At 72.7% G+C, this 23776-nt stretch carries 18 protein-coding genes and 2 tRNA genes; 11 read left to right on the forward strand and 9 right to left on the reverse strand.

Going from position 1 to position 23776, the window contains the following annotated elements:
* The first annotated feature begins 33 nt into the window (after positions 1-33).
* From AC54T2_RS05565 to AC54T2_RS05585, 5 genes are all read left to right on the forward strand, one after another.
* Entirely contained in the window at positions 34-2286 is a 2253-nt protein-coding gene (locus tag AC54T2_RS05565) for a putative bifunctional diguanylate cyclase/phosphodiesterase (protein ID WP_496665720.1), read from the forward strand.
* A gap of 20 nt (positions 2287-2306) precedes the next feature.
* On the forward strand, positions 2307-3740 hold the full coding sequence (locus tag AC54T2_RS05570) for a glycosyltransferase family 2 protein (protein WP_496665721.1): 1434 nt from the start codon (positions 2307-2309) through the stop codon (positions 3738-3740).
* On the forward strand, positions 3737-3943 hold the full coding sequence (locus AC54T2_RS05575) for a hypothetical protein (protein ID WP_186339889.1): 207 nt from the start codon (positions 3737-3739) through the stop codon (positions 3941-3943). Before AC54T2_RS05570 ends, AC54T2_RS05575 begins: the two co-directional genes overlap by 4 nt.
* A gap of 180 nt (positions 3944-4123) precedes the next feature.
* Positions 4124-5983, forward strand: a complete 1860-nt coding sequence (locus AC54T2_RS05580; RefSeq protein WP_186339890.1) for a phosphoenolpyruvate carboxykinase (GTP) — start codon at positions 4124-4126, stop codon at positions 5981-5983.
* Positions 5984-6125: 142 nt separating this feature from the next.
* The gene (locus tag AC54T2_RS05585; protein ID WP_186339891.1) at positions 6126-7136 is read left to right on the forward strand and encodes a TrmB family transcriptional regulator; all 1011 of its coding nucleotides are present in this window, start codon (positions 6126-6128) and stop codon (positions 7134-7136) included.
* Positions 7137-7307: 171 nt separating this feature from the next.
* On the opposite strand, the gene AC54T2_RS05590 is transcribed toward AC54T2_RS05585, so the two are convergent.
* The 3 genes from AC54T2_RS05590 to AC54T2_RS05600 form a co-directional block, all read right to left on the reverse strand.
* A complete protein-coding gene (locus tag AC54T2_RS05590) occupies positions 7308-7436 on the reverse strand; it encodes a hypothetical protein (protein ID WP_260988510.1) in 129 nt (42 codons plus the stop codon).
* Positions 7437-7606: 170 nt separating this feature from the next.
* Positions 7607-7697, reverse strand: a tRNA-Ser gene (locus AC54T2_RS05595).
* Positions 7698-7761: 64 nt separating this feature from the next.
* A complete protein-coding gene (locus AC54T2_RS05600; RefSeq protein ID WP_496665722.1) occupies positions 7762-8223 on the reverse strand; it encodes a hypothetical protein in 462 nt (153 codons plus the stop codon).
* A gap of 125 nt (positions 8224-8348) precedes the next feature.
* On the opposite strand from AC54T2_RS05600, the gene AC54T2_RS05605 reads away from it, so the two are divergent.
* The 3 genes from AC54T2_RS05605 (at position 8349) to AC54T2_RS05615 (ending at position 10856) form a co-directional block, all read left to right on the forward strand.
* A tRNA-Ser gene (locus AC54T2_RS05605) sits at positions 8349-8436 on the forward strand.
* Between the two features lie 141 nt (positions 8437-8577).
* The gene (locus tag AC54T2_RS05610; RefSeq protein ID WP_186339893.1) at positions 8578-9447 is read left to right on the forward strand and encodes an AAA family ATPase; all 870 of its coding nucleotides are present in this window, start codon (positions 8578-8580) and stop codon (positions 9445-9447) included.
* Entirely contained in the window at positions 9444-10856 is a 1413-nt protein-coding gene (locus AC54T2_RS05615; RefSeq protein WP_489975508.1) for a VWA domain-containing protein, read from the forward strand. The genes AC54T2_RS05610 and AC54T2_RS05615 overlap by 4 nt, the downstream gene beginning before the upstream one ends.
* A 3-nt stretch (positions 10857-10859) precedes the next feature.
* Here AC54T2_RS05615 and AC54T2_RS05620 read toward each other — a convergent pair whose 3' ends face one another.
* The 3 genes from AC54T2_RS05620 to AC54T2_RS05630 are packed head-to-tail and all read right to left on the reverse strand — an operon-like array spanning position 10860 to position 13556.
* Positions 10860-12185, reverse strand: a complete 1326-nt coding sequence (locus tag AC54T2_RS05620; protein WP_496665723.1) for a hypothetical protein — start codon at positions 12183-12185, stop codon at positions 10860-10862.
* Positions 12182-13129 carry a hypothetical protein gene (locus tag AC54T2_RS05625; RefSeq protein ID WP_186339896.1) on the reverse strand — a complete coding sequence of 316 codons (948 nt, stop codon included), beginning with the start codon at positions 13127-13129 and terminating at the stop codon, positions 12182-12184. The genes AC54T2_RS05620 and AC54T2_RS05625 overlap by 4 nt, the downstream gene beginning before the upstream one ends.
* Before the next feature lies 1 nt (position 13130).
* Entirely contained in the window at positions 13131-13556 is a 426-nt protein-coding gene (locus AC54T2_RS05630) for a hypothetical protein (protein ID WP_186339897.1), read from the reverse strand.
* Between the two features lie 190 nt (positions 13557-13746).
* On the opposite strand from AC54T2_RS05630, the gene AC54T2_RS05635 reads away from it, so the two are divergent.
* On the forward strand, positions 13747-15264 hold the full coding sequence (locus AC54T2_RS05635; protein WP_496665724.1) for a potassium/proton antiporter: 1518 nt from the start codon (positions 13747-13749) through the stop codon (positions 15262-15264).
* A 15-nt stretch (positions 15265-15279) separates the two neighbouring features.
* Here the strand turns inward: AC54T2_RS05635 and AC54T2_RS05640 are convergent, their stop codons facing one another.
* Positions 15280-15783 (reverse strand): LytR C-terminal domain-containing protein, encoded by a 504-nt coding sequence (locus tag AC54T2_RS05640; protein ID WP_186339899.1) that lies wholly within the window; start codon positions 15781-15783, stop codon positions 15280-15282.
* Positions 15780-16079, reverse strand: a complete 300-nt coding sequence (locus AC54T2_RS05645) for a type II toxin-antitoxin system VapB family antitoxin (RefSeq protein WP_489975509.1) — start codon at positions 16077-16079, stop codon at positions 15780-15782. The genes AC54T2_RS05640 and AC54T2_RS05645 overlap by 4 nt, the downstream gene beginning before the upstream one ends.
* Before the next feature lie 68 nt (positions 16080-16147).
* Here AC54T2_RS05645 and AC54T2_RS05650 point away from each other — a divergent pair, with 68 nt between their 5' ends.
* Positions 16148-17755 carry a helicase HerA-like domain-containing protein gene (locus tag AC54T2_RS05650; protein WP_496665725.1) on the forward strand — a complete coding sequence of 536 codons (1608 nt, stop codon included), beginning with the start codon at positions 16148-16150 and terminating at the stop codon, positions 17753-17755.
* A 401-nt stretch (positions 17756-18156) separates the two neighbouring features.
* On the opposite strand, the gene eccCa is transcribed toward AC54T2_RS05650, so the two are convergent.
* On the reverse strand, positions 18157-22155 hold the full coding sequence (eccCa, locus tag AC54T2_RS05655; RefSeq protein WP_496665726.1) for a type VII secretion protein EccCa: 3999 nt from the start codon (positions 22153-22155) through the stop codon (positions 18157-18159).
* Between the two features lie 163 nt (positions 22156-22318).
* On the opposite strand from eccCa, the gene AC54T2_RS05660 reads away from it, so the two are divergent.
* Positions 22319-23641: a hypothetical protein gene (locus AC54T2_RS05660; RefSeq protein WP_496665727.1), complete on the forward strand. Its 1323-nt coding sequence runs from the start codon at positions 22319-22321 to the stop codon at positions 23639-23641.
* Positions 23642-23776: the final 135 nt, after the last annotated feature.

Here is a 23776-nt window from a genome sequence, read left to right on the forward strand (position 1 = left end):
GTGCGACGTCGCTTCGTGCGGGGCGCTGCACCCGTGTCATCCCTCACCGACCTGAGGAGAGGTGGGCCTGCGATCGCCGCGCCGTTCGGCATCGTGGCTGTCGCCGGCCTCGTGACCGTGCTCCTGCCGCCCTACGAGCGTCCGTGGTGGGTGGTCGGGCTCGCGGTGCTGTGCCTGGTGCTGGTCGTCGTGGTCTACGCGCTGGGCCAGCGCCGCAGCACGCGCTCGTGGCTCGACCCGGTCGCGGCCTACCTGCTGTTCCCCTTCGCCGCCCTCGTCAACGACGCCGCGGGGGCCAGCGACGGGGGGTCGTCCTCCGGCACGACGGTCCTGCTGCTGCTGCCGATCCTCTGGCTGGCCATCACCGGAAGCCGCACCCAGCTGTGGGTCGCGAGCCTGCTGGCCGTGCTCACCGTCGTCGTGCCGATCGCGCTCATCGGGCCGCCGGGCTACGCGCTCGGCGACTGGCGCCGCGCGGTGCTGTGGGCCACGGTCGCGGTGGTCATCGCCCCCGTCCTGCAACGCATCGTGCGCGACCTCGAGCGGCAGAGCCGCCGCGTCCAGGTGTCCAACGACCGGGTCGAGCGGCTCTTCGACGACGCCCCGCACGGCGTCGCCCTCCTCGACCCCGACGGCACGATCATCCGGGTCAACATCTCGATGGCCGTCCTGGTGGGCCTCGACCCGCCCGACATGGTCGGCCATCGCTTCGCGGACTTCGAGACCCCGGGTGAGGGTCGCGTCCAGGACCACCTCGACCGGGTGTCGAGCTATCGCGGCGATTCCCTGCAGTCGGAGTGCAACCTGCGCGACTCCGGCGGCCACGACGTCAGCGCCTCCCTCAGCAGCACCGTGGTCGGCGACCCGCAGATGGGCGAGATCGTGATGATCAACGTCGTCGACATCTCCGACCGTCGTCGCTACCTCGACCGCCTGGCCCACCTCGCCGACCACGACGTGCTCACCGGCCTCGCCAACCGGCGGCGCTTGGAGAGCGAGCTCGAGCGGCACCTGGACCGCTGCCAGCGCCACGGACCCACCGGCGCGCTCCTGCTGCTCGACCTCGACAACTTCAAGCAGGTCAACGACACGCTCGGGCACAACGCCGGCGACCAGCTCCTCGTCACGATCGCCGGGCTGCTGCGCCGCTCCATCCGCAGCACCGACGTCGTGGCGCGGGTCGGCGGCGACGAGTTCGCGATCCTGCTCACCGACGGCGACCAGGCCGACGCCGCACGGGTGGCCGAGCTCGTCGTCGAGCGCATCGCCCACCACGCCGCCACCCTCGACGGCGTGGCCCGCCGCGTCACGGCCAGTGTCGGCGCGGTGACGTTCCGCGCCGCCGCCGAGCATGCGGCAGACGTCCTCGCGCTCGCCGACATGACGATGTACGACGCCAAGGACGCCGGCCGCAACCAGGCCGTCGTGCTGTCCGAGGGCGACGCGCGCGGGCCGCGCACGGCCGCCCGGCTGCACTGGGTGAGCCGCGTCGAGCAGGCGCTCATCGAGAACCGGTTCGAGCTCCACCTCCAGCCCATCATGGACATGGCCACCGGGCGGATCACCTCCGCCGAGGTGCTGCTGCGGCTGCGCGACGACGACGGCGAGCTCGTCCCGCCGTCGCGGTTCGTCTACATCGCCGAGCGCGTGGGACTGATGCCCCAGGTCGACGCCTGGGTGGTCGACCACAGTCTCGAGCTGCTGGGCCGGATGCGGCGCGACCACCGGCCCGACTTCCAGTTCGAGGTCAACCTGTCCGGCCACTCGATCGGCAACCCCGAGATCGAGCGGGCCATCGTCGACGGGCTCCCGACGCACGGCGTCGACCCGTCGGCGCTGATCCTGGAGATCACCGAGACCGCCGCGGTGGCCGACGTGGCCCTCGCGCGAGACTTCGCCACGCGGATGACCGACCTCGGGTGCGCGTTCGCCCTCGACGACTTCGGCGCCGGCTTCGGGTCGTTCTACTACCTCAAGCACCTGCTCTTCGACTACGTGAAGATCGACGGCGAGTTCGTCGCCCACGTGCACGAGTCGCCCGTCGACCGCACCATCATGCGCTCGATCGTCGGCATCGCCCGCGACCTGGGCAAGCGCACCGTCGCCGAGTTCGTCTCCGAGCCGCGCATCCTCGAGATCTGCCGCGAGGAGGGGGTCGACTTCGCCCAGGGCTACCTCATCGGGCGGCCGGTGCCGTTCGACGACTTCGTCGCCACCCACCTCTCCTCCGCCGCGGCGCTCACCCCGGGCGTCGCAGGCGTCGCGGGCCTCGGCGACGGCGACTGAGGCAGAGGAGGCTTCGACAGATGCAATGGGTCCAGCGGTCCGTGGGGCTGGCCATCATCGGCACCGCCTCCCTCGGCGCCCTGCTGCTCTGGCTCGCGGTGGCGGCCGGCGACCCCGAGGCGGGTGAGGCGCCCGAGGAGGGCGTGGTGCTCGGCGTGTGGCAGGTCTTCTACGACACCGCGGCGCCTCCGCCGCGGGTGCTGCTGGCGGCGGTCGGCGTGGCGTTGCTGCTCGCCGCGGGCGTCGCGCTGTTCGAGCGCCGCATCGCCACGCACGCGCGGCGCAGCGACGACCCCGGCCGGATGCCGCTGGCCCCCAAGGTCGTGATGGCCGAGACCCGCGGCGTGTACGCCGGCCCGGTGACGATCACGGTGCTCATCCCCGCCCACAACGAGGAGGGGTGCATCGCCGAGACGCTCGCCTCGCTGCGCGCGCAGTCGCACCCGCCCGAGCGCATCATCGTCGTGGCCGACAACTGCACCGACCGCACCGTGCCGCTCGCGCGCGAGGCGGGCGTCGAGGTCCTCGAGACCGTCGCCAACACCAAGAAGAAGGCCGGCGGGCTCAACCAGGCGCTGGCCCGGGTGCTGCCCGGGATGGGCGACAACGACTGCGTGATGGTCATGGACGCCGACACCACCCTCGACGCGGGCTTCCTCGCGGGGGCCGTACGACGCCTCAGCGACGACCGTGCCCTGATGGCGGTCGGCGGGCTGTTCTACGGCGAGGAGGGGGCAGGACTGATCGGGCAGTTCCAGCGCAACGAGTACACCCGCTACCAGCGCGACCTCAAGCGTCGCCGGGGCCGGGTGTTCGTCCTCACCGGCACCGCGTCCGTCTTCCGCGCCCGGGCGCTGAAGGCCGTCGCCGAGGAGCGCGGGCGCAACCTGCCCGGCATCCCGGGCGACGTCTACGACACCGTCGCGCTCACCGAGGACAACGAGCTGACCATCGCGCTGAAGTCGTTGGGCGCACTGATGATCTCGCCGGCCGAGTGCACGGTGGTCACCGAGGTGATGCCGACGTGGCGCGCCCTGTGGGCGCAGCGGCTGCGCTGGCAGCGCGGGGCCCTGGAGAACCTCGGCGCCTACGGGCTGCGTCCCTCGACGTTCCGCTACTGGGCCCAGCAGCTCGGCATCGGCTACGGGGTCATCGCCCTCGGCAGCTATCTCACCCTCATCATCCTCATGCTCATCGCCACCGACACCTGGGTCTGGTTCCCCTTCTGGATCGGCGTCGGCCTGGTCTTCACCGTCGAGCGGGTGGTCACCGTGTGGCGCGGTGGGTGGCGGGCCAGGCTGCTCGGCCTGAGCCTGTTCCCCGAGCTCGTCTACGCCATGTTCCTCAACGTCGTCTACGTCAAGGGCGTGTGGGACCTGTCCCTGGACAGGCAGGCCACCTGGAAGCATGTGGTGCAGCCCGGACACGGCGCGCGGACGGAGGACGGCCGATGATCGTGTGGGGGATCATCCTTCCGGAGAGCACGCTGCGCGAGGAGTTCATCGCCGTGCTGTCCGCGTTCGTCGCGATCAACACCATCGTCTACCTCACCCTGGCGGTGGCCAAGATCCTGCCCAAGGTCTACGTCCGCGACTGGTTCGGCACCCGCAACCGGCGCGCCGAGACGCGCAGCATCGACCCCGACGCCCCGATCTGAGCGCCGCGCCCCGAAGCGTTTCCGCCGGACCCGCAACCATGCGCCCGGGTAGCGAGACCCACGTCACAGGTCTGTGATCGATCCAATATGTGGACCTGATCACGGGCGTTAGCGTCCCCAGCAAGTCGCCGACAACGAGGCCGCGCGAACCACCTGCGACGCAAGCTGTGAGGAACGGTCATGACCGCCACGATCGACACCGAGACGCCCGAGAGCCCATCCGCCCCGACCACGCACGCAGGCATCCTCGCCTGGGTCAACGAGGTCGCCGAGCTGACCCGGCCCGACGCCATCCACTGGTGCACCGGCTCCGACGAGGAGTGGGAGCAGCTCACCGCGTCCCTCGAGGCGACGGGCACGTTCACCCGCCTCAACCCCGACGTCATGCCCAACTCGTTCCACGCCGCCTCCGACCCCACTGACGTGGCCCGTGTCGAGGACCGCACCTACATCTGCTCGGTCGACGAGCGCGATGCCGGCCCGACCAACAACTGGATGGACCCGCAGCAGATGAAGGAGCTCATGCGTGGGCTCTACGCCGGCTGCATGCGCGGTCGCACGATGTACGTCATCCCGTTCGTGATGGGTCACCTCGAGGCGGCGCACCCGATGTTCGGCGTGGAGATCACCGACTCGGCCTACGTCACCGTGTCGATGCGCGTGATGGCCCGCATGGGCACCGACGTGCTGCGGCGCATCGAGGAGCTCGACGAGGCCGGCCAGGACCCGCAGTGGGTGCCCGCCCTCCACTCCGTCGGCATGCCGCTCGACGCCGGCCAGGCCGACGTCGCGTGGCCGTGCAACGACACCAAGTACATCGTCCAGTTCCCCGAGGAGCGGATGATCTGGAGCTTCGGCTCGGGCTACGGCGGCAACGCCCTGCTCGGCAAGAAGTGCTACGCGCTGCGCATCGCGTCGGTGATGGCGCGCGACGAGGGCTGGCTGGCCGAGCACATGCTCATCCTCAAGCTGACCTCGCCGCAGGGCGTGACCAAGTACGTCGCCGCCGCCTTCCCGAGCGCGTGCGGCAAGACCAACCTCGCCATGCTCAAGCCCACGATCCCCGGCTGGAAGGTCGAGGCCATCGGCGACGACATCGCCTGGATGCGCATCGGCGAGGACGGCCGACTGTGGGCGGTCAACCCGGAGTTCGGCTTCTTCGGCGTGGCCCCCGGCACCAACGAGCACACCAACCCCCACGCGATGGACACCATCCGCAAGGGCAACTCCGTGTTCACCAACGTCGCGCTGACCCCCGACGGCAACGTGTGGTGGGAGGGCCTGGAGAACACCCCGGCCGAGGCCACCAGCTGGAAGGGCGAGCACTGGACGCCCGAGCTCGCGGAGCAGACCGGCGAGCTCTCCAGCCACGCCAACAGCCGCTACTGCACCCCGATCAAGCAGTGCTCGATCCTCGCCGACGAGTACGACGACCCGCGCGGCGTGCCGATCGACGCGATCCTCTTCGGCGGTCGCCGCAAGACCACCATCCCGTTGGTGACCGAGGCCCGCGACTGGAACCACGGCACGTTCATGGGCGCGACGCTCTCCTCCGAGACCACCGCCGCGGCCGTGGGAGCGGTCGGCGTGGTGCGCCGCGACCCGATGGCGATGCTGCCCTTCATCGGCTACAACGCCGGTGACTACTTCGGTCACTGGGTCGGCATCGGCAAGGACAACGACGCCGCCAAGCTGCCCAGGATCTTCTACGTCAACTGGTTCCGTCGCGACGACGAGGGCGGCTTCCTGTGGCCCGGCTTCGGCGAGAACAGCCGCGTGCTGAAGTGGGTCATCGAGCGCATCGACGGCCAGGCCGCGGCGGTCGAGACGCCGATCGGCCACGTGCCCGCACCGGGCTCGCTCGACGTCGACGGGCTCGACCTGACCGAGGAGCAGCTCGCGCAGGCCCTCGCGGTCGACGCGGAGGAGTGGAAGGCCGAGATCCCGCAGATCGAGGAGTGGTTCGAGAAGTTCGGCGACGACCTGCCGGCCGTCCTCTGGAGCGAGCTCGACACCCTCAAGGCGCGCCTCGACGCCTGAGCCACGCCGGACGACCACGACCGACCCGCCCCTGCCTGCGCGGGGGCGGGTCGGTCGCGTGTGGTCCCGTGCTCTCGAGCACGAGCCTTGGGGGCGGTGTGGCACGATCCTCCCAACCGGTCGGGGAAGCGGGAGGTGAGCCATGCCCTTGGGCCAGCACGAGCGCAGCGTGTTCGAGCACCACGCCGCCCCGCTCTACGGCGAGATCGTCACCTCCGGCAGCATCAGCGCGTCCGACGAGCGCATCGTCCCGGGCGGCGAGCTGCACGAGGCCTTCGGCATCCTCGTCGAGATCGGGCTCGTGGCGAGGTCGGAGGACGACGCGCACTGGCGCGCGGTCGACCCTGCCGCGGTCCAGGCACAGGTCGTGGCGCCCCTCGGTCAGCAGGGTGCCGAGCTCATCGCGGAGTCGGCGCACTGGGCCCAGGCCTTCAGCGCGCTCTCCCAGGCGTGGCGTCGATCGCCGAGCGCCGTCGGTGGCCCGTTCGCCGAGATCCGCGGCCTCGCCACGATCGGCACCTTCCTCACCTCGCTCGTCGGTGAAGCCCAGGACGAGGTGCTCACCGCGCAGCCGCAGTACCGCCGCGGGATCAAGCAGCTCAACGAGTCCGTCGCCCACGAGATCGCCGCGCTCGAGCGCGGCGTCACGATCCGCACGCTCTACCAGCACGCGGCACGGCGTGGCGCCGACACCCGCAAGTACGTCGCGACGGTGACGGCCGCGGGCGCCGAGGTGCGCACGCTCGACGAGTTCTTCAACCGGCTGATCGTGGTCGACCGGCGCACGGCGATCATCCCCAGCCACGAGGGCCTGGACGCGGCCATGGTGATCAGCGACCGCTCACTCGTGGGCTACCTCGTCGACATGTTCGAGCGCCACTGGGAGCGCGCCCGCCCCTTCACCAGCAGCGAGACCTCGCTGATGCGCGACATCGCCACCGAGCAGCGCGCGATGACCATCCGGATGCTCCTGGAGGGCCGCGCCGACCCCGCCGGCGCCAAGCGGCTCGGCGTCAGCCCGCGGACCTACGCCGGCTACGTCGCGGACCTGAAGAACGAGTTCGAGGTCGAGACGCGGTTCCAGCTCGGCTACGAGATGGGCAAGCGGGGCATCTCCGGCCGGGAGACCGACGAGACGGGCGCCGCGACCTAGGACCTGCAGGCCCCGGACGCCCCCTGATGAGTCGAGGGCAGCAACCGGAGGTTGCTGCCCTCGACAGCTGAGGCTGGCCTGTGGGGGAGGCCGTCGGACCTGGACTCGTGGGGGGTTGAGAGGGTCCGTGCTCAGCTCTTCACTGCGTGCCCATCATGGCACGCTGAGTCCTCAGCGCGGGGGCTTGGCCTTGCCCCACGTGATGTCGAGGGCGTGGGCCGGCGCCACGGTGACTCCCGCGATTCCGAGTCCGAGCACGGCCACGAGGGCTGCGGCGGCAATACGGCGTACAGGGGTCATGAACTCTTCACCTCGTTGCTCGTGTCACAGGGGATGACATGCTCATTCTCCACCAGCCGGTGGTGACTCGTAACTGGATCAGACTGCAGGTCTGTGCATTGCAGGATCCTGCAATGCACCGGGTGAGGGCGCGGCTCCGGCCCCCTCCCGAGGGAGGGGACCGGGCACTGCGGAGGCGGAGGGATTTGAACCCTCGATGGGGTTTTAGCCCCAAACCCGCTTAGCAGGCGGGCGCCATAGACCGGACTAGGCGACGCCTCCATGCCCGACCACCGGCCGAGCGCACTGAAGGTTACAAGGCCGGGCGCGTCCGCGCCGAATCAGGTCACAGTTTGCGCAGGCCGTGCCCACGCTGGAGGTGCTGCTGGACCTCGCGCACGAAGGCCTCGCGGTCGACGGCGAGCATCTCGACGGGGATGGTGGTCGTCCGCCCGTCGCGCAGGCGCAGCACCACCACCGGGGCGTCGGCAAGAGTCGTGGTGACGGCGTCCTCGACGTCCTTCCACCGTGCGGACGCGGCGCCGACCCCGCGCACCCACTGCACGCGGTAGCCCTCGGGTGTCATCCGGACCACCCAGCCCTTCGTGCGCCACCACCACCACGCGGCCACCAGGACGACGATCGTGAGCACCACGGGCACCAGCAGGAAGATGGTGTGCAGGTCGAGCACGGCGATCGCCAGCGTGCTGCCCAGGATGAGCACGGCGACGGCGCACAGCACGATCCCGAGGAGCCGCGCAGCGACGGCGGGGGCGAGGCGGTGGACGGTGGCGGTCTCGGTCGTCACGCCCACGATTTCATCACGCCGCCGAACGGGTGTGGACGCTCGGGTCCCGGGCTGGCCCGGGACCGGCGGGGAGCGTCGGTCGTTGGGTAGAGTCGCGCGGTGTGCGGCGCCCCGGCGCCGGACGAGGAGGGGTGCCGGAGCGGCCGATCGGAACCGCCTTGAAAGCGGTCGTAGGGAGACCTACCGCGGGTTCGAATCCCGCCCCCTCTGCCAAGCCGAAGCGGAGCGAGGCGCCGGCCGAGGGGGCGTGGCCGGGTCCGGCGGCTGCCAAGCCGAAGCGGAGCGAGGCAGAGGCATCTCGAACGGGAGCACCGTGAGCGCGGCGAGCGCTGCGCTCATGGCTACGCTCGCCCCGTGACGACCTGGTTCGAGTCCCCCGAGGACGCCGCGACGCGACTCCGTGCGGCCGGCTACCTGACCGACGAGGCGACGGCGCTGACGGCCTACCTCGCGGGCGCGCTGGAGAAGCCGGTGCTCGTCGAGGGGCCGGCGGGTGTCGGCAAGACCGAGCTGGCCAAGGCGGTGGCCCGGGCGAGCGGCGCCGAGCTGGTGCGGCTGCAGTGCTACGAGGGCCTCGACGAGGCGCGGGCGCTCTACGAGTGGAACTACAAGAAGCAGCTGCTCCGGATCCAGGCGAGCGGTGGCGACCGGGCGTGGAGCGAGACCCACGACGACATCTTCACCGAGGAGTTCCTGCTGACCCGGCCGCTGCTCGGCGCCATCCGGCGCGAGGAGCCGACGGTGCTGCTGGTCGACGAGGTCGACAAGACCGACATCGAGGTCGAGGGCCTGCTGCTGGAGGTGCTGAGCGACTTCCAGGTCACCATCCCCGAGCTGGGCACGGTCTCCGCGACGCGCCGCCCGTTCGTGGTGCTGACCTCCAACGCCAGCCGCGAGCTGTCCGAGGCGGTGAAGCGGCGCTGCCTCTTCCTCCACCTCGACTATCCCGACGCGGAGCGGGAGCGCTCGATCGTCACCAGCCAGGTGCCGCACCTCGACGAGCGGGTCGTCGCCCAGCTCGTCGACGTCGTGGTGCGGCTGCGCGAGCTCGAGCTCAAGAAGGCGCCGTCCATCGCGGAGTCCGTCGACTGGGCGCGGACCTTGGTGGCGCTCCAGGTGGGCGATCTCGACGAGGCCACCGTCGCCCGCACGCTGGGGGTCGTGCTCAAGCACGCCTCGGACCAGCAGCGCGCGGCCCGGGAGCTGAGGCTCGCCACGAGATGAGCCTGCTCGACACCCACATCGGCTTCGTGGAGGCGCTGCGCTCGGCGGGCCTGTCGGTGTCGCTGGCCGAGGGCCTCGACGCGATCCGCGCGCTCGAGAAGGTGCACTGGCACGACCGCGAGACCGTCAGGGCGGCGTACGCCGCGACGCTGGTGAAGCGGCAGCCGCAGCGGGTCACCTTCGACGCGGTCTTCGACATCTACTACCCGCGGCTGGTCGGCGACGGCGTGGCCGCCGACGAGCCGGAGCCCGGCATCGAGGCGGGCCTGGAGGCAGGGCTGGAGGCGCGCCCCGAGGCGGCCGTCGGCCCGCGGGACACCGGGCCCGACCTCGAGCGCTTCCGCGAGGCGCTGGCCGACGCCCTGGCCGCGGGCGTCCGCGAGGCGCTGCAGGGCCTGGCCGTCGAGGCGGTGGCCCGCTTCGGTGCGATGCCCGGGCGCGGACCCGGGCTGTCGAGCTGGTCGGCCTACACCTCGCTCCAGCGGGTCTCGCCCGCCGAGCTGATGGACCGCCTGGTGCAGGGCCTGCTGGACGGCGGCCTCGACGAGCAGCAGGCCCAGCGCACGGCCGGGCGGCGGATCGGCGACTTCACGCGGATGGTCGAGGGTGACGCCCGCCGGCGCATCGCCGAGGAGAAGGGACCCGGGCACGTCGTCGACGCGACCGTGCGGCCGACGATCGACCGGCTCGACTTCACCGCCGCGCGGCGCAGCGACCTGGAGGAGATGCGCCGCGAGATCTATCCCCTGGCCCGTCGGCTGGCGGCCCGGCTCACCAAGGAGCAGCACGCCCGGCGGCGCGGTCCCCTCGACGTACGCCGCACGGTGCGGGCCTCGATCGCGACCGGCGGGGTGCCGCTGACCACCCACCACCGCCCGCGACGCCCCCACCGCACCGAGCTGGTCGTGCTCTGCGACGTCAGCGGCTCGGTCGCCAGCTTCGCGCAGTTCACCCTGATGCTGGTGTTCGCGCTGCGGGAGGCGTTCAGCGGGGTGCGCGCCTTCACCTTCGTCGACGACGTCGTCGAGGTCAGCGACAGCTTCCGGCCGGGCGCGGACGTCGTGGAGGTGATGGAGTCGCTGTCGGGCCGGATCTCCCACGCGGCCCTGTGGGGACGCACCAACTACGGCCGCGCGCTGACCCGCTTCGCCGAGGACCACCCCGACGCCGTGGGACCGCGGTCCTCGCTCCTCGTCCTCGGCGACGGCCGGTCCAACTACAGCGACCTGGCCGTGCCGGTGCTCGCCGACCTCGCCGGCCGCGCGCGGCACGCCTGGTGGCTCAACCCCGAGCACCCGCGCCACTGGGGCACGGGCGACAGCGCGGCCGACCGCTACGGCGAGATCGTGCCGATGGTGGAGTGCCGCAACCTCGCCCAGCTCGGCGAGTTCGTGCACCGCATCGTCTGACGCTCAGCCGGTGAGGAACCCGAGCTCGTGCATCCGGCTGATCTCGGCCCTCAGCTCGGGGTGCTCGGCGCTGTCGGCCGCGCGCGCGCCGGCGACGTAGAGCTGGGTGCCCTCGGCGCCGTCGGCGTCGAAGACGACCGTGAGCCGGTTGGCCGTGGCGGCGTTGATCAGCGAGCCGAGCAGCACGACCGGGTCGGAGCGGTCCTCCAGCGACAGCACGCGGGTCGCCTCGGGGATCCGGGGCACCTGCGCCGACGGGGCGCCGGCGGTGACGACCTGGTCGACGACGAAGCGCGACGAGCGGGCGCTTGCGGCGATCTCCGCGGCGATCGTGCCGCCGGACGCCGACCCGACGAGCATCACCCGGGCGTCGTCGTCGGTGAGGGCCTCCTCGATGGCCCGCACGACCTGGCTGACGGACGTGGTGGGGTCGGCCCCGACGAGCCGCAGCCGGCCGGAGTCGTGGGCCAGCGAGCCGGGGAGGTAGGCGATGTAGCGCCCGGTGCCGACGCGCTGCACGCTGATGCGGCGGTCCTCGGCGAGCAGGGTGGCCATCAGCTCCTCGAGCGAGCGGGGCGCGCTGCCGGCGCTGGTCTCCACCTCCGCCGGCGGTGTCTCGGCCTCGACGAACGAGCCCGCCGAGTCGCGGAACGCGGACACGGCGTCGGTCGGGAACGGGTCGATGCCGATCGCGCGGAGGCCGCCCCGGGCGGCGTGGGCGCCCTGGTCGGAGGCGAGCACCCCCGCGGTGAGGAGCGAGCGCATGTGCAGCCCGTCGAGCAGGCCGCCGCCGCCGGAGAGGTGCTCCATCAGGTCGGGGTTGTTCTCGGCGAGCTCGCTGAGGTAGGCGGTCACGCCGTCGCGGTCCATCGTCTCGGTCTCGATGAGGCCGGCGCTCACGATCGCGCCTCCGAGCGCGACCTCGGGCGCGAGGTAGCCGATGGCGCGTCCGGCGATCGAGCCCAGGGTCTTGTAGGCCGCCTCCTGCAGCTCGTCGATCCACCGGTAGGTGAGCACGGTGGCGCGGACGACGAGCGCGTCGGCGTCGAGCTCGACCGAGCGGGTCAGCAGGCCGTGCTTGCCGGTGGTGGCGGCGCGGATGTCCTCCTCGGCCTCGGCCCACGTGGCCGGCGAGAGCTCGCCGGTGTCGACCACGTCGTCGTCGCCGAGGATCTCGGCGCCGAGGCGCGCGCGGGTGCGCATCTCGTTGCCGGAGCTGTCGAACAGGTCGGCCAGGGCCAGCATCTGGTCGTACTTGTCGGCTGCGACCGACGCGGAGGAGTCGGCGGGCTCGTGGTCGTGGGTGCGCGGGATGTCGAGGTCGTTCATCGATCGTCCTCCGGGGTGACGACCTGGGCCAGGACGGGCGCCAGCTCGGTGGCCAGGTCGTCGGGGTCGACCCGCACGACGGCGACGCGGGCGACGTCGTCGTGGCGGGGGGTCAGCGAGTGCCAGCCGTCGCGCAGCAGCACCCACGACACGACCCCGACGGACGTGGTCGCGCGGTCGGAGACCTCGGCGGCCAGGATCCGCATGCGGCCCCGGCTCTCGGTGTGCACGGCCGACACCGCGGCAGCGGCCTCGGCGTCGCCGAGCTCCTCGCCGTCGGCCAGGACGATCCCGTCGGAGTGCCCGACGAGCACCGGCACCAGGTCGGCGCGACCGGAGCGGAGCGCCTCCCCGACGGAGTCGGCGAGCGCGTAGGGGACGTCGAGGCGCGCGGGCACGTGGGAGACACCCAGCGCCAGCTCCTCGGGCGGCGCGGTGACGCGGGCGAGCTCGGCCGTCCACTGGTCGACGGGGAACCAGGCCAGCTCGAAGACGATGCCGTCGCACGTCGACAGGCTCGCGACGGCACCCCCGGACTGGCGGTGCCACGCCTTGACCTGGGTGGCGCCGGCGGCGACGTCGATGTCGAGGGCCAGGCGCGGGGTCGCCAGGAGGCCGACCGCGCCCAGGACGCCCGGGTCGGCGCCGCCGGCGCCGAGCAGGCCGCGGCGGCGCAGCGTGTCGTCCGGGTCGTGGAGCGTGCGGACGGCGTCGGTGTAGGCGGCGTCCTCGACCGAGCCACGGCTCTGGCCGAGCCGCCCGGACAGCGAGCCCGGGACGTCGGGTCCGGCGGCGTCGTCGGGCAGGTCGAAGGGCAGCGGGGCGCCCCCGGCGAGCTCGGCGACGAGACGGAGCTCGGGCAGCGTGAGGGCGAGCCGTCTGGCCGTCGCGTCGAGGAAGCTGGTCGGCGGCGGGGGAGGCGCGGTGAGGTCGATGGTGACCATGTCAGAGTCCCGGCAGCGTCACGGTCAGCCAGTCCTTGTGACCAGCGGGCGGAGGGTCGAACGAGAGCAGGGCGGCGTCGGACTCGTCGGTGGCCGTGTCGCGCGCCTCGGCGTGGGCGGCACGCGTGCGGGCGTCCTCGACGAGGCTGGTGGCCTTGTGCGCGCGTACGTCGATCGCCTCCTTGTGCGTGTCGACCTCAGCGAGGTGCCGGGCGAGCGAGTCGGCGGCCGTCTCATGGTGGGCGGCTGCGGTGCGCAGGTGCGCGGCGCGCTCCTTGATCCGCTCACGCATCGCCTCGGCGGCCTTGCCGTGCCACGGCACGGCCTCGGACTGCGAGACGAGACGGGTGGCCAGCGCGCGGATGTCGCCCCCCTGCTCGCGCAGCTGCGCGACGCGCTTGCGGCCCGCGGCCGTGTCGCCGTACATCGATCACTCCCTCTCGTCCGGGGACGCCTACCCCGGCCCGGCGTTCGTCAAACGTGGCGTCCCCACCGGGCATTGTGCCGTAGTGAGGGAGTCTGGTGGCGGGCCGTTGCGGGCCTCGAACGGGGCGTCGAGGTGCTCCGTGGCGGATAGGATCCGGACCGCCCTGCATCACGAGCCACCAGAGGTGTGCATGACCTTCGACGTCCACCAGCTCGACGAGTTCGTGCTGGTCGGCGCCGTGGTGACGCTGGCGGCCATCCTCGCGGTACGGCTCTCTGCGCGCGCCGGGCTGCCGTCGCTGCTGATCTACCTGTTCATCGGCGTGCTGCTCGGCGAGGGCGGCCCGTTCGGCATCGTGTTCGAGGACGCTCAGCTGGCCCACGCCCTCGGCTTCGGCGCGCTGGCCGTCATCCTGGCCGAGGGCGGCCTGACCACCGACTGGCGCCAGATGCGCTCGAGCGTGGGCCTGGGCCTGTCGCTGGCGACGGTCGGCGTCGCCGTGTCGGTCGCGGTCGTCGCCGTGGGCACCCACTACCTCCTCGGCCTGCCGTGGGAGCTCGCGATCCTGCTCGGGGCCATCTGCTCGCCCACCGACGCCGCTGCCGTGTTCTCCGTGCTCCGCGCCCTGCCGCTGCCCAGACGGCTCACCGGCGCGCTCGAGGCGGAGTCCGGGCTCAACGACGCCCCGACCGTCGTGCTCGTCGGCATCATCTCCACCGGCGCCGTGGGGGAGGCCGGCCTGCTCGAGACCAGCGGGCTCATCGTCTTCGAGCTGGTCGCGGGCGGAGTGATCGGGGTCGCCGTGGGCGTGGCCGGGGCCTGGGTGATGCGTCGGGCGGCGCTGCCGTCCTCCGGCCTCTACCCCCTCGCCGTCCTGTGCCTGGCGTTCGCGGCCTACGGCGCCGCGTCGGCGCTGCACGCCTCGGGCTTCGCCGCGATCTACGTCGCCGCGCTGATCCTCGGCAACAGCGAGCTGCCCCACCGCGTGGCGACGCGGTCGTTCTCCGAGGGCGTCGCCTGGCTGGCCCAGATCGGGCTCTTCGTCATGCTCGGCCTCCTGCTCTCGCCCGGGCGCATCGACCTCGAGACCGTCGTGCAGGCGCTGGTGACCGGGGTCGTGCTCACCCTGGTGGCCCGGCCGCTGTCGGTGCTCGTGAGCAGCGTGGTGCAGCCGATGGCGCCGCGCGACCTGGCGTTCCTGTCGTGGGCCGGCCTGCGCGGCGCGGTGCCGATCGTGCTCGCCACGATCCCACTGTCGGAGGGCGTGGACGGCGCGGAGCACCTCTTCGACATCGTCTTCGTGATGGTGGTCGTCTACACCGTGCTGACCGGCCCGACCCTGCCGTGGGTGGCGCGCACGCTCGGGGTCGCCCGGCGCTCCGAGCCACGCGGCCTCGACGTGGAGGCCGCCCCGCTCGACCGGGTCGCGGCCGACCTGCTGCAGGTAACCATCGCCCCGGCCTCGAGGATGCACGGCGTCGAGGTGGGTGAGCTGCGGCTGCCGCAGGGGGCCTCCGTCTCGCTGGTGGTCCGCGCGGGCGAGGTGCTCGTGCCCGAGCGGCGCACCGTCCTGCGCCACGGCGACGACCTGCTGGTCGTCACCCCGCGCAAGCTCCGCGAGACCACGGAGGCGCGACTGCGGCAGGTCTCCGACAACGGGCGCCTGGCCCAGTGGGTCGGCGACCCGGCGCGCCCCGAACGTGAGTAGGCGCGGCGGCCCGCCTCACTCCGAGCCGGTGGCCCGGCAGTAGGTCGCGTCGGTCTCGGCGACCACCGACTCGACCTGCTTCTTCTTCAACGACCGGAACTTCTCGCCCACGACCACGACGACGCCGGGACCGAGCGCGTCGCCCTCGACGACCTGCGCCCGCTTGAACTGCCGCTGCACCAGCACCACGGCCGGGTTGGTCGGTTCGGAGGACCAGATCTGCGTGGTCGCCGCGGGGAGCGGCGAGTCGCCGACGGTGCCCTCGACGAATCCGCGCTCGGCGAGCTGGGCGCCCGTGGCACCGGCCAGCCCGCTGCGCTTGCTGCCGTTGAAGACGCTGACGACGACCTGGTCGCGCCGCACCTCGGACCCGGCGGTGACCGTCGTGTCCTCGCAGATCGCGACCGGCTCGTCGCGGGGCAGCGGCGCGGTGAAGGCGCTCCACCCCCAGGCGGCCGCGGCGAGCACCAGCACCGCGAGGCCGGTCAGCGTGAGCGCCGACCTCGCCGCGCCGCTCACTCCTCACCTGCCAGATGGACGCGGGCGTGCAGCACGCTGCGCTGCTGCAGCGCGGCGCGCAGGGCGCGGTGCAGGCCGTCCTCGAGGTAGAGGTCGCCCTTCCACTGCACGACGTGGGCGAACAGGTCGCCGTAGAAGGTCGAGTCCTCGTCGAGGAGGGCGTCGAGGCGCAGGGTGTCCTTGGTGGTCACGAGCTCGTCCAGGCGCACCTGGCGCGGCGGCAGGTCGGCCCACCCGCGCGAGTCGAGACCGTGGTCGGGGTAGGGCCGGCCGTCGCCCACCCGCTTGAAGATCACGGCGTGATCATAACGACGGCCCGCACGAGGGCCTCGTCGTCGACCGCCCCGCTGACTAGGCTCGGCCCATGACGCAGACCGCCGGCGACCCGATCTCGCAGGCGGTGGCGCCGGGCTACGCCTTCGAGGGGCCCGCGCTCGAGCTGGGCGGCCTGATGCTCGGCGCCGACGACCTCAGCGACGTCCGGATCCGCATCCCACTGGCGATGCTCAACCGCCACGGCCTCGTCGCCGGTGCGACCGGCACCGGCAAGACCAAGACCCTCCAGCTGCTCGCCGAGCAGCTCAGCGCCCACGGCGTACCCGTCTTCGCCGCCGACATCAAGGGCGACCTGTCCGGCATCAGCGTGCCGGGAGAGCCGAGCGACAAGCTCACCGCGCGCACGGCCAGCGTCGGCCAGGACTGGACGGCGACCGCCTTCCCGACGGAGTTCTACGCGATCGGCGGGCAGGGCACCGGCGTGCCCGTCCGGGTCACGATGAGCGCGTTCGGGCCGACCCTGCTCGCCAAGGTGCTCGGCCTCAACGAGACCCAGGAGTCGTCGCTCGGCCTGGTCTTCTACTACTGCGACAAGCAGGGGCTGCCGCTGCTCGACCTCGCCGACCTGCGCGCCGTGCTGCACTACCTCACCGGCGACGCGGGCGGGAGGGCCGAGCTCAAGGCGATCGGCGGCGTGTCGCCGCAGACGGCCGGCGTCATCCTGCGCGAGCTCGTCGCGTTCGAGGCCCAGGGCGCCGACGTCTTCTTCGGCGAGCCCGAGCTCGACACCAAGGAGCTCCTGCGCACCGCAGAGGACGGTCGCGGCATCGTCAGCCTGCTCGAGCTGCCCCGCCTCCAGGACCGGCCCGCGCTGTTCTCGACGTTCCTGATGTGGCTGCTCGCCGACCTCTTCCACGACCTGCCGGAGGAGGGTGACCTCGACAAGCCCAAGCTCGTCTTCTTCTTCGACGAGGCCCACCTGCTCTTCGACGACGCCTCCGAGGCGTTCCTCGACCAGGTCGCGCAGACCGTGCGACTGATCCGGTCGAAGGGCGTCGGCGTCTTCTTCGTGACGCAGTCACCCACCGACGTGCCTGACGAGGTGCTCGGTCAGCTCGGCTCCCGCATCCAGCACCAGCTCCGGGCGCACACCCCCAACGACGCCAAGGCGCTCAGGGCCACCGTCAACACCTACCCCGACAGCGCCTACGACGACCTCGGCAAGGTCATCACCTCGCTGGGGATCGGCGAGGCCGTGGTGACGGTGATGAACGAGCGCGGCGCCCCCACGCCCGTCGCCTGGACCCGGCTGCGGGCCCCGGAGTCGCTGATGGACCCCGCCCCGGCCACCGAGATGGAGGCAGCGGTCGCTGCGTCGCCGCTCACCGCGAGGTACGGCGAGACGATCGACCGCGAGTCCGCTCGCGAGCTGCTGGCCGCGAAGCTCGAGGAGGGGGCCCGCAAGGCCGGGGAGGACGCGCGGGTGCAGGAGATGGCGCGCGAGCAGAAGAACGCCCGGGTGCGCGAGAAGGCGAAGCCTCCGTCTCCGTCGAAGTCTCCGTCGTCGTCCCGGCGCCCCGCGCCCGAGCCGGACGGCATGGTCGAGAGCGTCGTGAGGTCCAAGGTGTTCAAGGACTTCATGAGCACCGCCGCCCGGGAGATCGCCCGGGGGATGTTCAAGAGCGGCCGCCGCTGACGCTCGCCTTCTGGGCGTTGCGGGAGGTCGTACGTACTGACGCGTGCCTCCACAGGACGTCCGCGGGCGGCCGGCCCGGTCCCCTGTGAGGGCACCTTCGGCTGACCCTCGGCAACACCCGGTGCCCCGGGCGTGGCGCCAGGGACCTCCGGTGTACCCCGGGCGGCAGCTGGTACACCCTCGTCCCCGCTGGACACGCCGGATCCGACCTGTTGAGCGGGGACGAGTCCGCTCAAGCCGGGGGTGCCCCCGGCTCAGGTGCGCCATGGAACCTCCGGTGCGCTCCGGGCGGCAGCTGGGACACCCTCGTCCCCGCTGGACACGCCGGATCCGACGTGTTGAGCGGGGACGAGTCCGCTTGAGCCGGGGGCGCCCCCGCCGCCCCCCGCCCCCGCCCCCGGTCACATCGTCGGGTCGAGCCAGGCGAGCTGGGCGGTCTGGGTGCCGCCGTCGCGGGTGACGACGCGGGCGCGGCCCTCGGGGGCGGGCTGGGGTCGCAGGTTGCCGATCAGCACGCCCTCGTCGCGGGGTCCGGAGAGCATCACGCCGGGCATCGCCAGGTCGCGCAGCGACTGGATGACGGGCTCGTAGAGCGCGCGGGACGCGCCACCGGTGCGCCGGGCCACGACGACGTGCAGGCCGACGTCGCGCGCCTGCGCCATCAGCGGCTGCAGGGTGGAGACCGGCGAGGACTGCGCGGTCGCGACCAGGTCGTAGTCGTCGACCACCACGAAGACCTCCGCGCCGGTCCACCACGACCGGTTGCGCAGCTGCTCGGGCGTCACGTCGGGGCCGGGGATGCGGCCCTCGAGGTAGCTCGCGATGTCCTTGAGCGTCGGCGTCGCCTGGGTGGCCGACGTCAGGTAGTTGAGCAGGTACTCGTCGGGCACCTCGCCGAGCATCGAGCGGCGGTAGTCGACGAGCACGATCTGCGCCTCCTTGGGCGTGCGCGTGCGCATGACCTCGTGGACGTACGCCCGCAGCAGCGCGCTCTTGCCCGACTGCCCGTCGCCGAAGACCAGCATGTGGGGCTCGGCGTCGACGTCGAGCCCGATCGGCGCGAGCTCCTTCTCGTTGATGCCGAGCAGGATGTGCTTGGCGGGCAGCTGGCGGCGTACGGCGTCCTCGCGGACCGCCTCGAGCGTGACCAGCTCCGGCAGCAGCCGCAGCTTGGGACCCTGCGGGCCCTTCCACGCGGCGGCGACCCGGTCGATGAGGTCGTCCACGCCGTCGCCGAGGGTGTCGGCGCTGCCGTCGCCGTCGATGCGCGGGAGCGCGCCGAGGAAGTGCAGCTTGGACGGCACGAGGCCGCGGCCGGGTCGTCCGACCGGGACCAGGGCGGCCACCTTGCGGTCGATCTCGGAGTCGAGCGGGTCGCCGAGGCGCAGCTCGAGCTTGGAGCCGAAGACGTCGCGCATCGCCGCGCGGTAGTCGGCCCAGCGGGTGGAGGCGGTGACGATGTGGAGGCCGAACGTGAGGCCGCGCGCGGCGAGCTGCTGGATCTCCATCTCGAGGTCGTCGAACTCGGCGCGCAGCGTGCTCCAGCCGTCGATCACGAGGAAGACGTCGCCCCACCCGTCGTCGGCGCGGCCCTGCGTGCGCCGCGAGCGGTAGGTCTCGATCGAGTCGATGCCGTTCTCGCGGAAGTAGCCCTCGCGACGGTCGACGATGCCCTCGACCTCGGCCATCACGCGGCGTACGACGTCGGGCTCGGAGCGGGTGGCGACGCCGCTGACGTGGGGGAGCCGGGCCAGCGGCGCGAACGTGCCGCCACCGAAGTCGAGCACGAAGAACTGCGACTCCAGCGGCGTGGTCACCAGCGCCATGCTCGTGACGATGCTGCGCAGCATCGTGCTCTTGCCCGACCGCGGCCCGCCGACGACGGCGACGTGGCCGGCCGCGCCGGTGAGGTTGAGCGTCATCGTGTCGCGCCGCTGCTCGCGCGGGCGGTCGACGGTGCCGAGCGGGATCACCAGGCCGGGCACGTTGCGCCACTGCGGCGACGTGAGGCCCAGGTCGGGGCTCTCGACGAGGTCGGGCATGAGCTCGTCGAGGGTGTCGGGCACGTCGAGCGGCGGCAGCCACACCTGGTGCGCGGCCGGCCCCTTGCCGATCATCCGCTGCACCGCGACGTCGAGAAGCGAGGGCTGCTCGCCCTGCTGCTGCGGCTGCGGTGCCACCTCGGCCACCTCGTCGGTGGTCGGCTCGAGCGCCTGCACCTCCGAGATCGTGAACGGCAGGATGCCGCGGATCGCGCCGCCCTCGTCGCGGGTCACGCGGGTGCGGCTCGACGGCGGACCCGAGACGTACGCCGCCTTGAACCGCAGCAGCGTCGACTGGTCGGGCTTGAGGTAGCCCAGACCGGGGACGGCGGGGAGCTCGTAGGCGTCGGGCACGCCGAGGACCGCCCGCGACTCGCCGGCGGAGAACGTGCGCAGGCCGACGCGGTAGGACAGGTGCGACTCCAGCCCGCGCAGGCGGCCCTCCTCGAGCCGCTGCGAGGCGAGCAGCAGGTGCAGGCCCAGCGAGCGGCCGAGGCGGCCGATCGCGACGAACAGGTCGATGAACTCCGGCTTGGCCGAGAGCATCTCGGAGAACTCGTCGACCACGATGAACAGCGACGGCATCGGCTCGAGGGGCTCGCCGTTGGCGCGCGCCTTCTCGTAGTCGCGCACGGAGGCGTAGTTGCCGGCGTCGCGCAGCAGCTCCTGGCGACGGGTCATCTCGCCGGACAGGGCGTCCTGCATGCGGTCGACGAGGGTCAGCTCGTTGGCGAGGTTGGTGATGACGGCCGAGACGTGCGGCATGTCGGCCATGCCGGCGAACGTCGCACCGCCCTTGAAGTCGACGAGCACGAGGTTGAGCTGCTCGGACGAGTGGGTCATCACCAGCCCGAGCACGAGGGTGCGCAGGAACTCCGACTTGCCGGAGCCGGTGGCGCCGATCACCAGGCCGTGGGGGCCCATGCCCTGCTGGGCGGACTCCTTGATGTCGAGGTGGATCAGGCCGCCGGAGTCGCCGATGCCGATCGGCACGCGCAGCCGGTCGCGGGCCGGCCGCGGCCGCCAGGCGGTGGCCGGGTCGTAGGTGAAGATGTCGCCGAGGCCCAGCAGGTCCATGTGGTCGGGGGTCGTCGAGGTGATGTCGACGGCGCCGCCGGACGACGACGACTCGGCGCTGGCGGTCTTGAGGGGCGCGATCCGCCGGGCGAACGCCTCCGCGGTCGCGATGTCGCACTGGTCGGCCAGGGCCCGGACGGGCTCGCCGCGCAGCCGCAGCGCCCGCACCGGGCGCTTGCCGAGCTCGTCGGGGGCGTCGACGAACTCCAGCCGCAGCCGGGTGGAGTCCTCGAGCTCGTCCCACCGGCTCGGCAGGTCGAGCAGGGTGACGCCGTGCAGCCCGTCGGGCGGCACGATGTGGTTGCCGGGGGGCAGGTGGCCGCCGTCGATGACCAGCAGGATGTGCGGCGTGGCGGGACGCTCGTCGGCGCCGAAGCGGGGCCGGTCGCTCAGGTCGGGCGGGAGCAGGTTGCCCAGGTCGTCGAGCGAGGTGGAGACCAGGCGCATCGGCCCGACCGCGTCGACCTCGCGGGTGCTCTGGGCGTGGGGCAGCCACTTCACCCAGTCCCAGTGGGTGAGGTTCTGCTCCGAGCTGAGCACCGCCACGATCAGCTGGTCGGGGTTCTGGAACGCGGTCGCCGAGCAGATCATCGCCCGCGCCGTCGAGCGCACCTCCTCGGCGCCGCCGCACAGCTCGATCCGGTCGAAGGCGCGCAGGTCGATCGAGGCGGGCAGGTTGGGCTGGAGTCGGTGGACCACCAGCAGGCGGTGCAGCGCGGACGCGGCGGCCGGGTCGACCTGGTCGACCGGCGCGCTCTCCGGCGGCACCAGCTCCAGCGACAGCGGCTGCGAGCACAGCCCGTAGCGCACGTGCAGGAAGTTGTCGTCGGAGGCGGTGTGCTCCCACAGCCGGGTGCGGTCCTCGGCCAGCGCGGGCAGCGCCGACGGCTCGGGGTGGTGCCAGTTGAGCGCGCGGCGCTGCTGGTCGGCCGCCTCGCGCGCGACCTTGCGGATGTTGCTGAGGTAGCGCAGGTACTCCGTGCGCGATCCGGTGACCTGCTGGGCGCGCTGCTTCCGCTGCCGGTCGATCTGCACGATGATGAAGCCGAGGGTGGCGAAGAGGAACATGCCGGCCGCGAGGAAGCTGCGGCTCTTGTTGGCGCCGCCCATCGTGGCGACGAGCACGATCGAGCCCAGGCTGCCCAGCATCGGGATGGCGTTCATCAGCACGCCGCCCGCGCCCTCGCCGTCCTGCAGCTCCGGCGGTGGCTGCAGGACGATCTGGCCGCCCGGCATCTCGGGCTCGTCGAGCCGCTGGCCACCTCGCAATGTCGTGCTCACTCGCGTCCCCCCGTGCCTCACCCGTTGAAGTCGCGACGATGATAGGTGTGCTGCGGAGCGGCCCGCGACTACCCTTCACCCGACGAGCGCCCGCCCGAGGCATGCGAAGGGGGAATCCGTGTCGGACGTCGCGATGTCCAGCACTGCTGGAGCGACCATTGCCGTGAGCATCCACGGCCCTGCCGGCGTGCTCGACCTGGTCGTGCCCGCGGGCGCCACCTCGGTCGACGTGGCCCGTGAGTACGCCAAGCAGGCCGAGGTGCCCGGCATCCCGCTGCTGCAGACCGCGCTCGGCGAGCGCCTCAACGCGGCGGCCCCCCTGAGCGAGGCCGGGATCGAGCCCGGCGACGTGCTGGTGGCGACCGCCGGCGTCCACCGGCCCCGCCGGGTGACGCTTCTCCAGGCCGCCAAGAACGCGCCGGAGAGCCCGGAGCTCGCCTCGATGGTCGCCTGGCTCGCCGCCCTGGTCGCGGTCCTGGCCGCCTGGTACGCCGCCCGCTCGGGCGACGACGTCGCGCGCACCGTCGTCGTCGGCGTGCTGCTGGCGTGCTCGCTCGCCGGCGTGCTGCCGGTCGGTCGCCACGCGCGCCAGCGGGCCGCCGCCGCCCCCGCCTTCGCCGCCGCGGCGGCCTTCGCCGCGCTCCACGAGCCCGGTCTGCACCTGCTCCCCGCGATCCTCGGCACCTCCGCCATGGCGGCGGCCGTCGTGGCCGGGATCGGCCGCGCGCTGTCCCACGACGCGGACGAGGTCAGCACGGTCTGGATCGTCGCCGGGCTCGCCGTCTTCGCCTGCTGCGCCGTGCCGGCGATGCTCGGGTGGGACGCGCGGGTCGCCTGGACGCTGCTGGTGTTCGGGTCGATGATGGCCGCGCGCTTCGCGCCCTCGCTCGCGGTCGACGTGCCCGACGAGGCGCTGCTCGACCTCGACCGCCTCGCCGTGACGGCTTGGTCGGCCCGCGACAGCCAGCGCGCGGGGCGGCGCGGCCGCGCGGTCGTCGCGGCCGGCGCCATGGAGCGGCTGGTGCACCGCGCCTCACGCATCGTCACCGGCGCGTCCGCCGCGATCCTGGTGACGATGCTCGTGGCGAGCCCCCTGCTGCTGCAGCGCGCCACCATCGACCTCGACCTCATCGGCGCGCGCTGCCTGGTCCTCTTCGCCGGCTGCTCGCTGCTCCTCGCGGCCCGGTCCTACCGGCACGCCGCTGCGCGTGCGCTCCTGCGCCTCGCCGGGCTCGCCGCCCTCGTCGCCCTGGGGGTCCACCTCGCCACGGGCCCGGGCGCCGGGCACGTCGACACGTTCTTCTACGTCACCGTCGCGCTCGGCGTTGTCGCCCTCGCCGCCGCAGTGGCGACCGGGCGCGGCTGGCGCTCGGTCTGGTGGTCGCGTCGCGCCGAGGTCGCCGAGTCGCTGTGCGGCAGCTTCGCGTTCGCCGCCGCCGTGGTCGCGGCCGGCGTGTTCCGGCGGCTCTGGGAGCTGACCTCCTGAGGGGGCGCTCCGACGACGTTCGGTGGATTCAGGTTTAGGCCGAATCCGCCCGGGTAGATGCAGGATCAGCGCGGGGGGCCGGGACGTCTCCCCGAGCACCGGATCACCAGTCCAGTGGATCACCAACAAGACACT

Source organism: Nocardioides sp. Z35_8 (assembly GCF_059621125.1).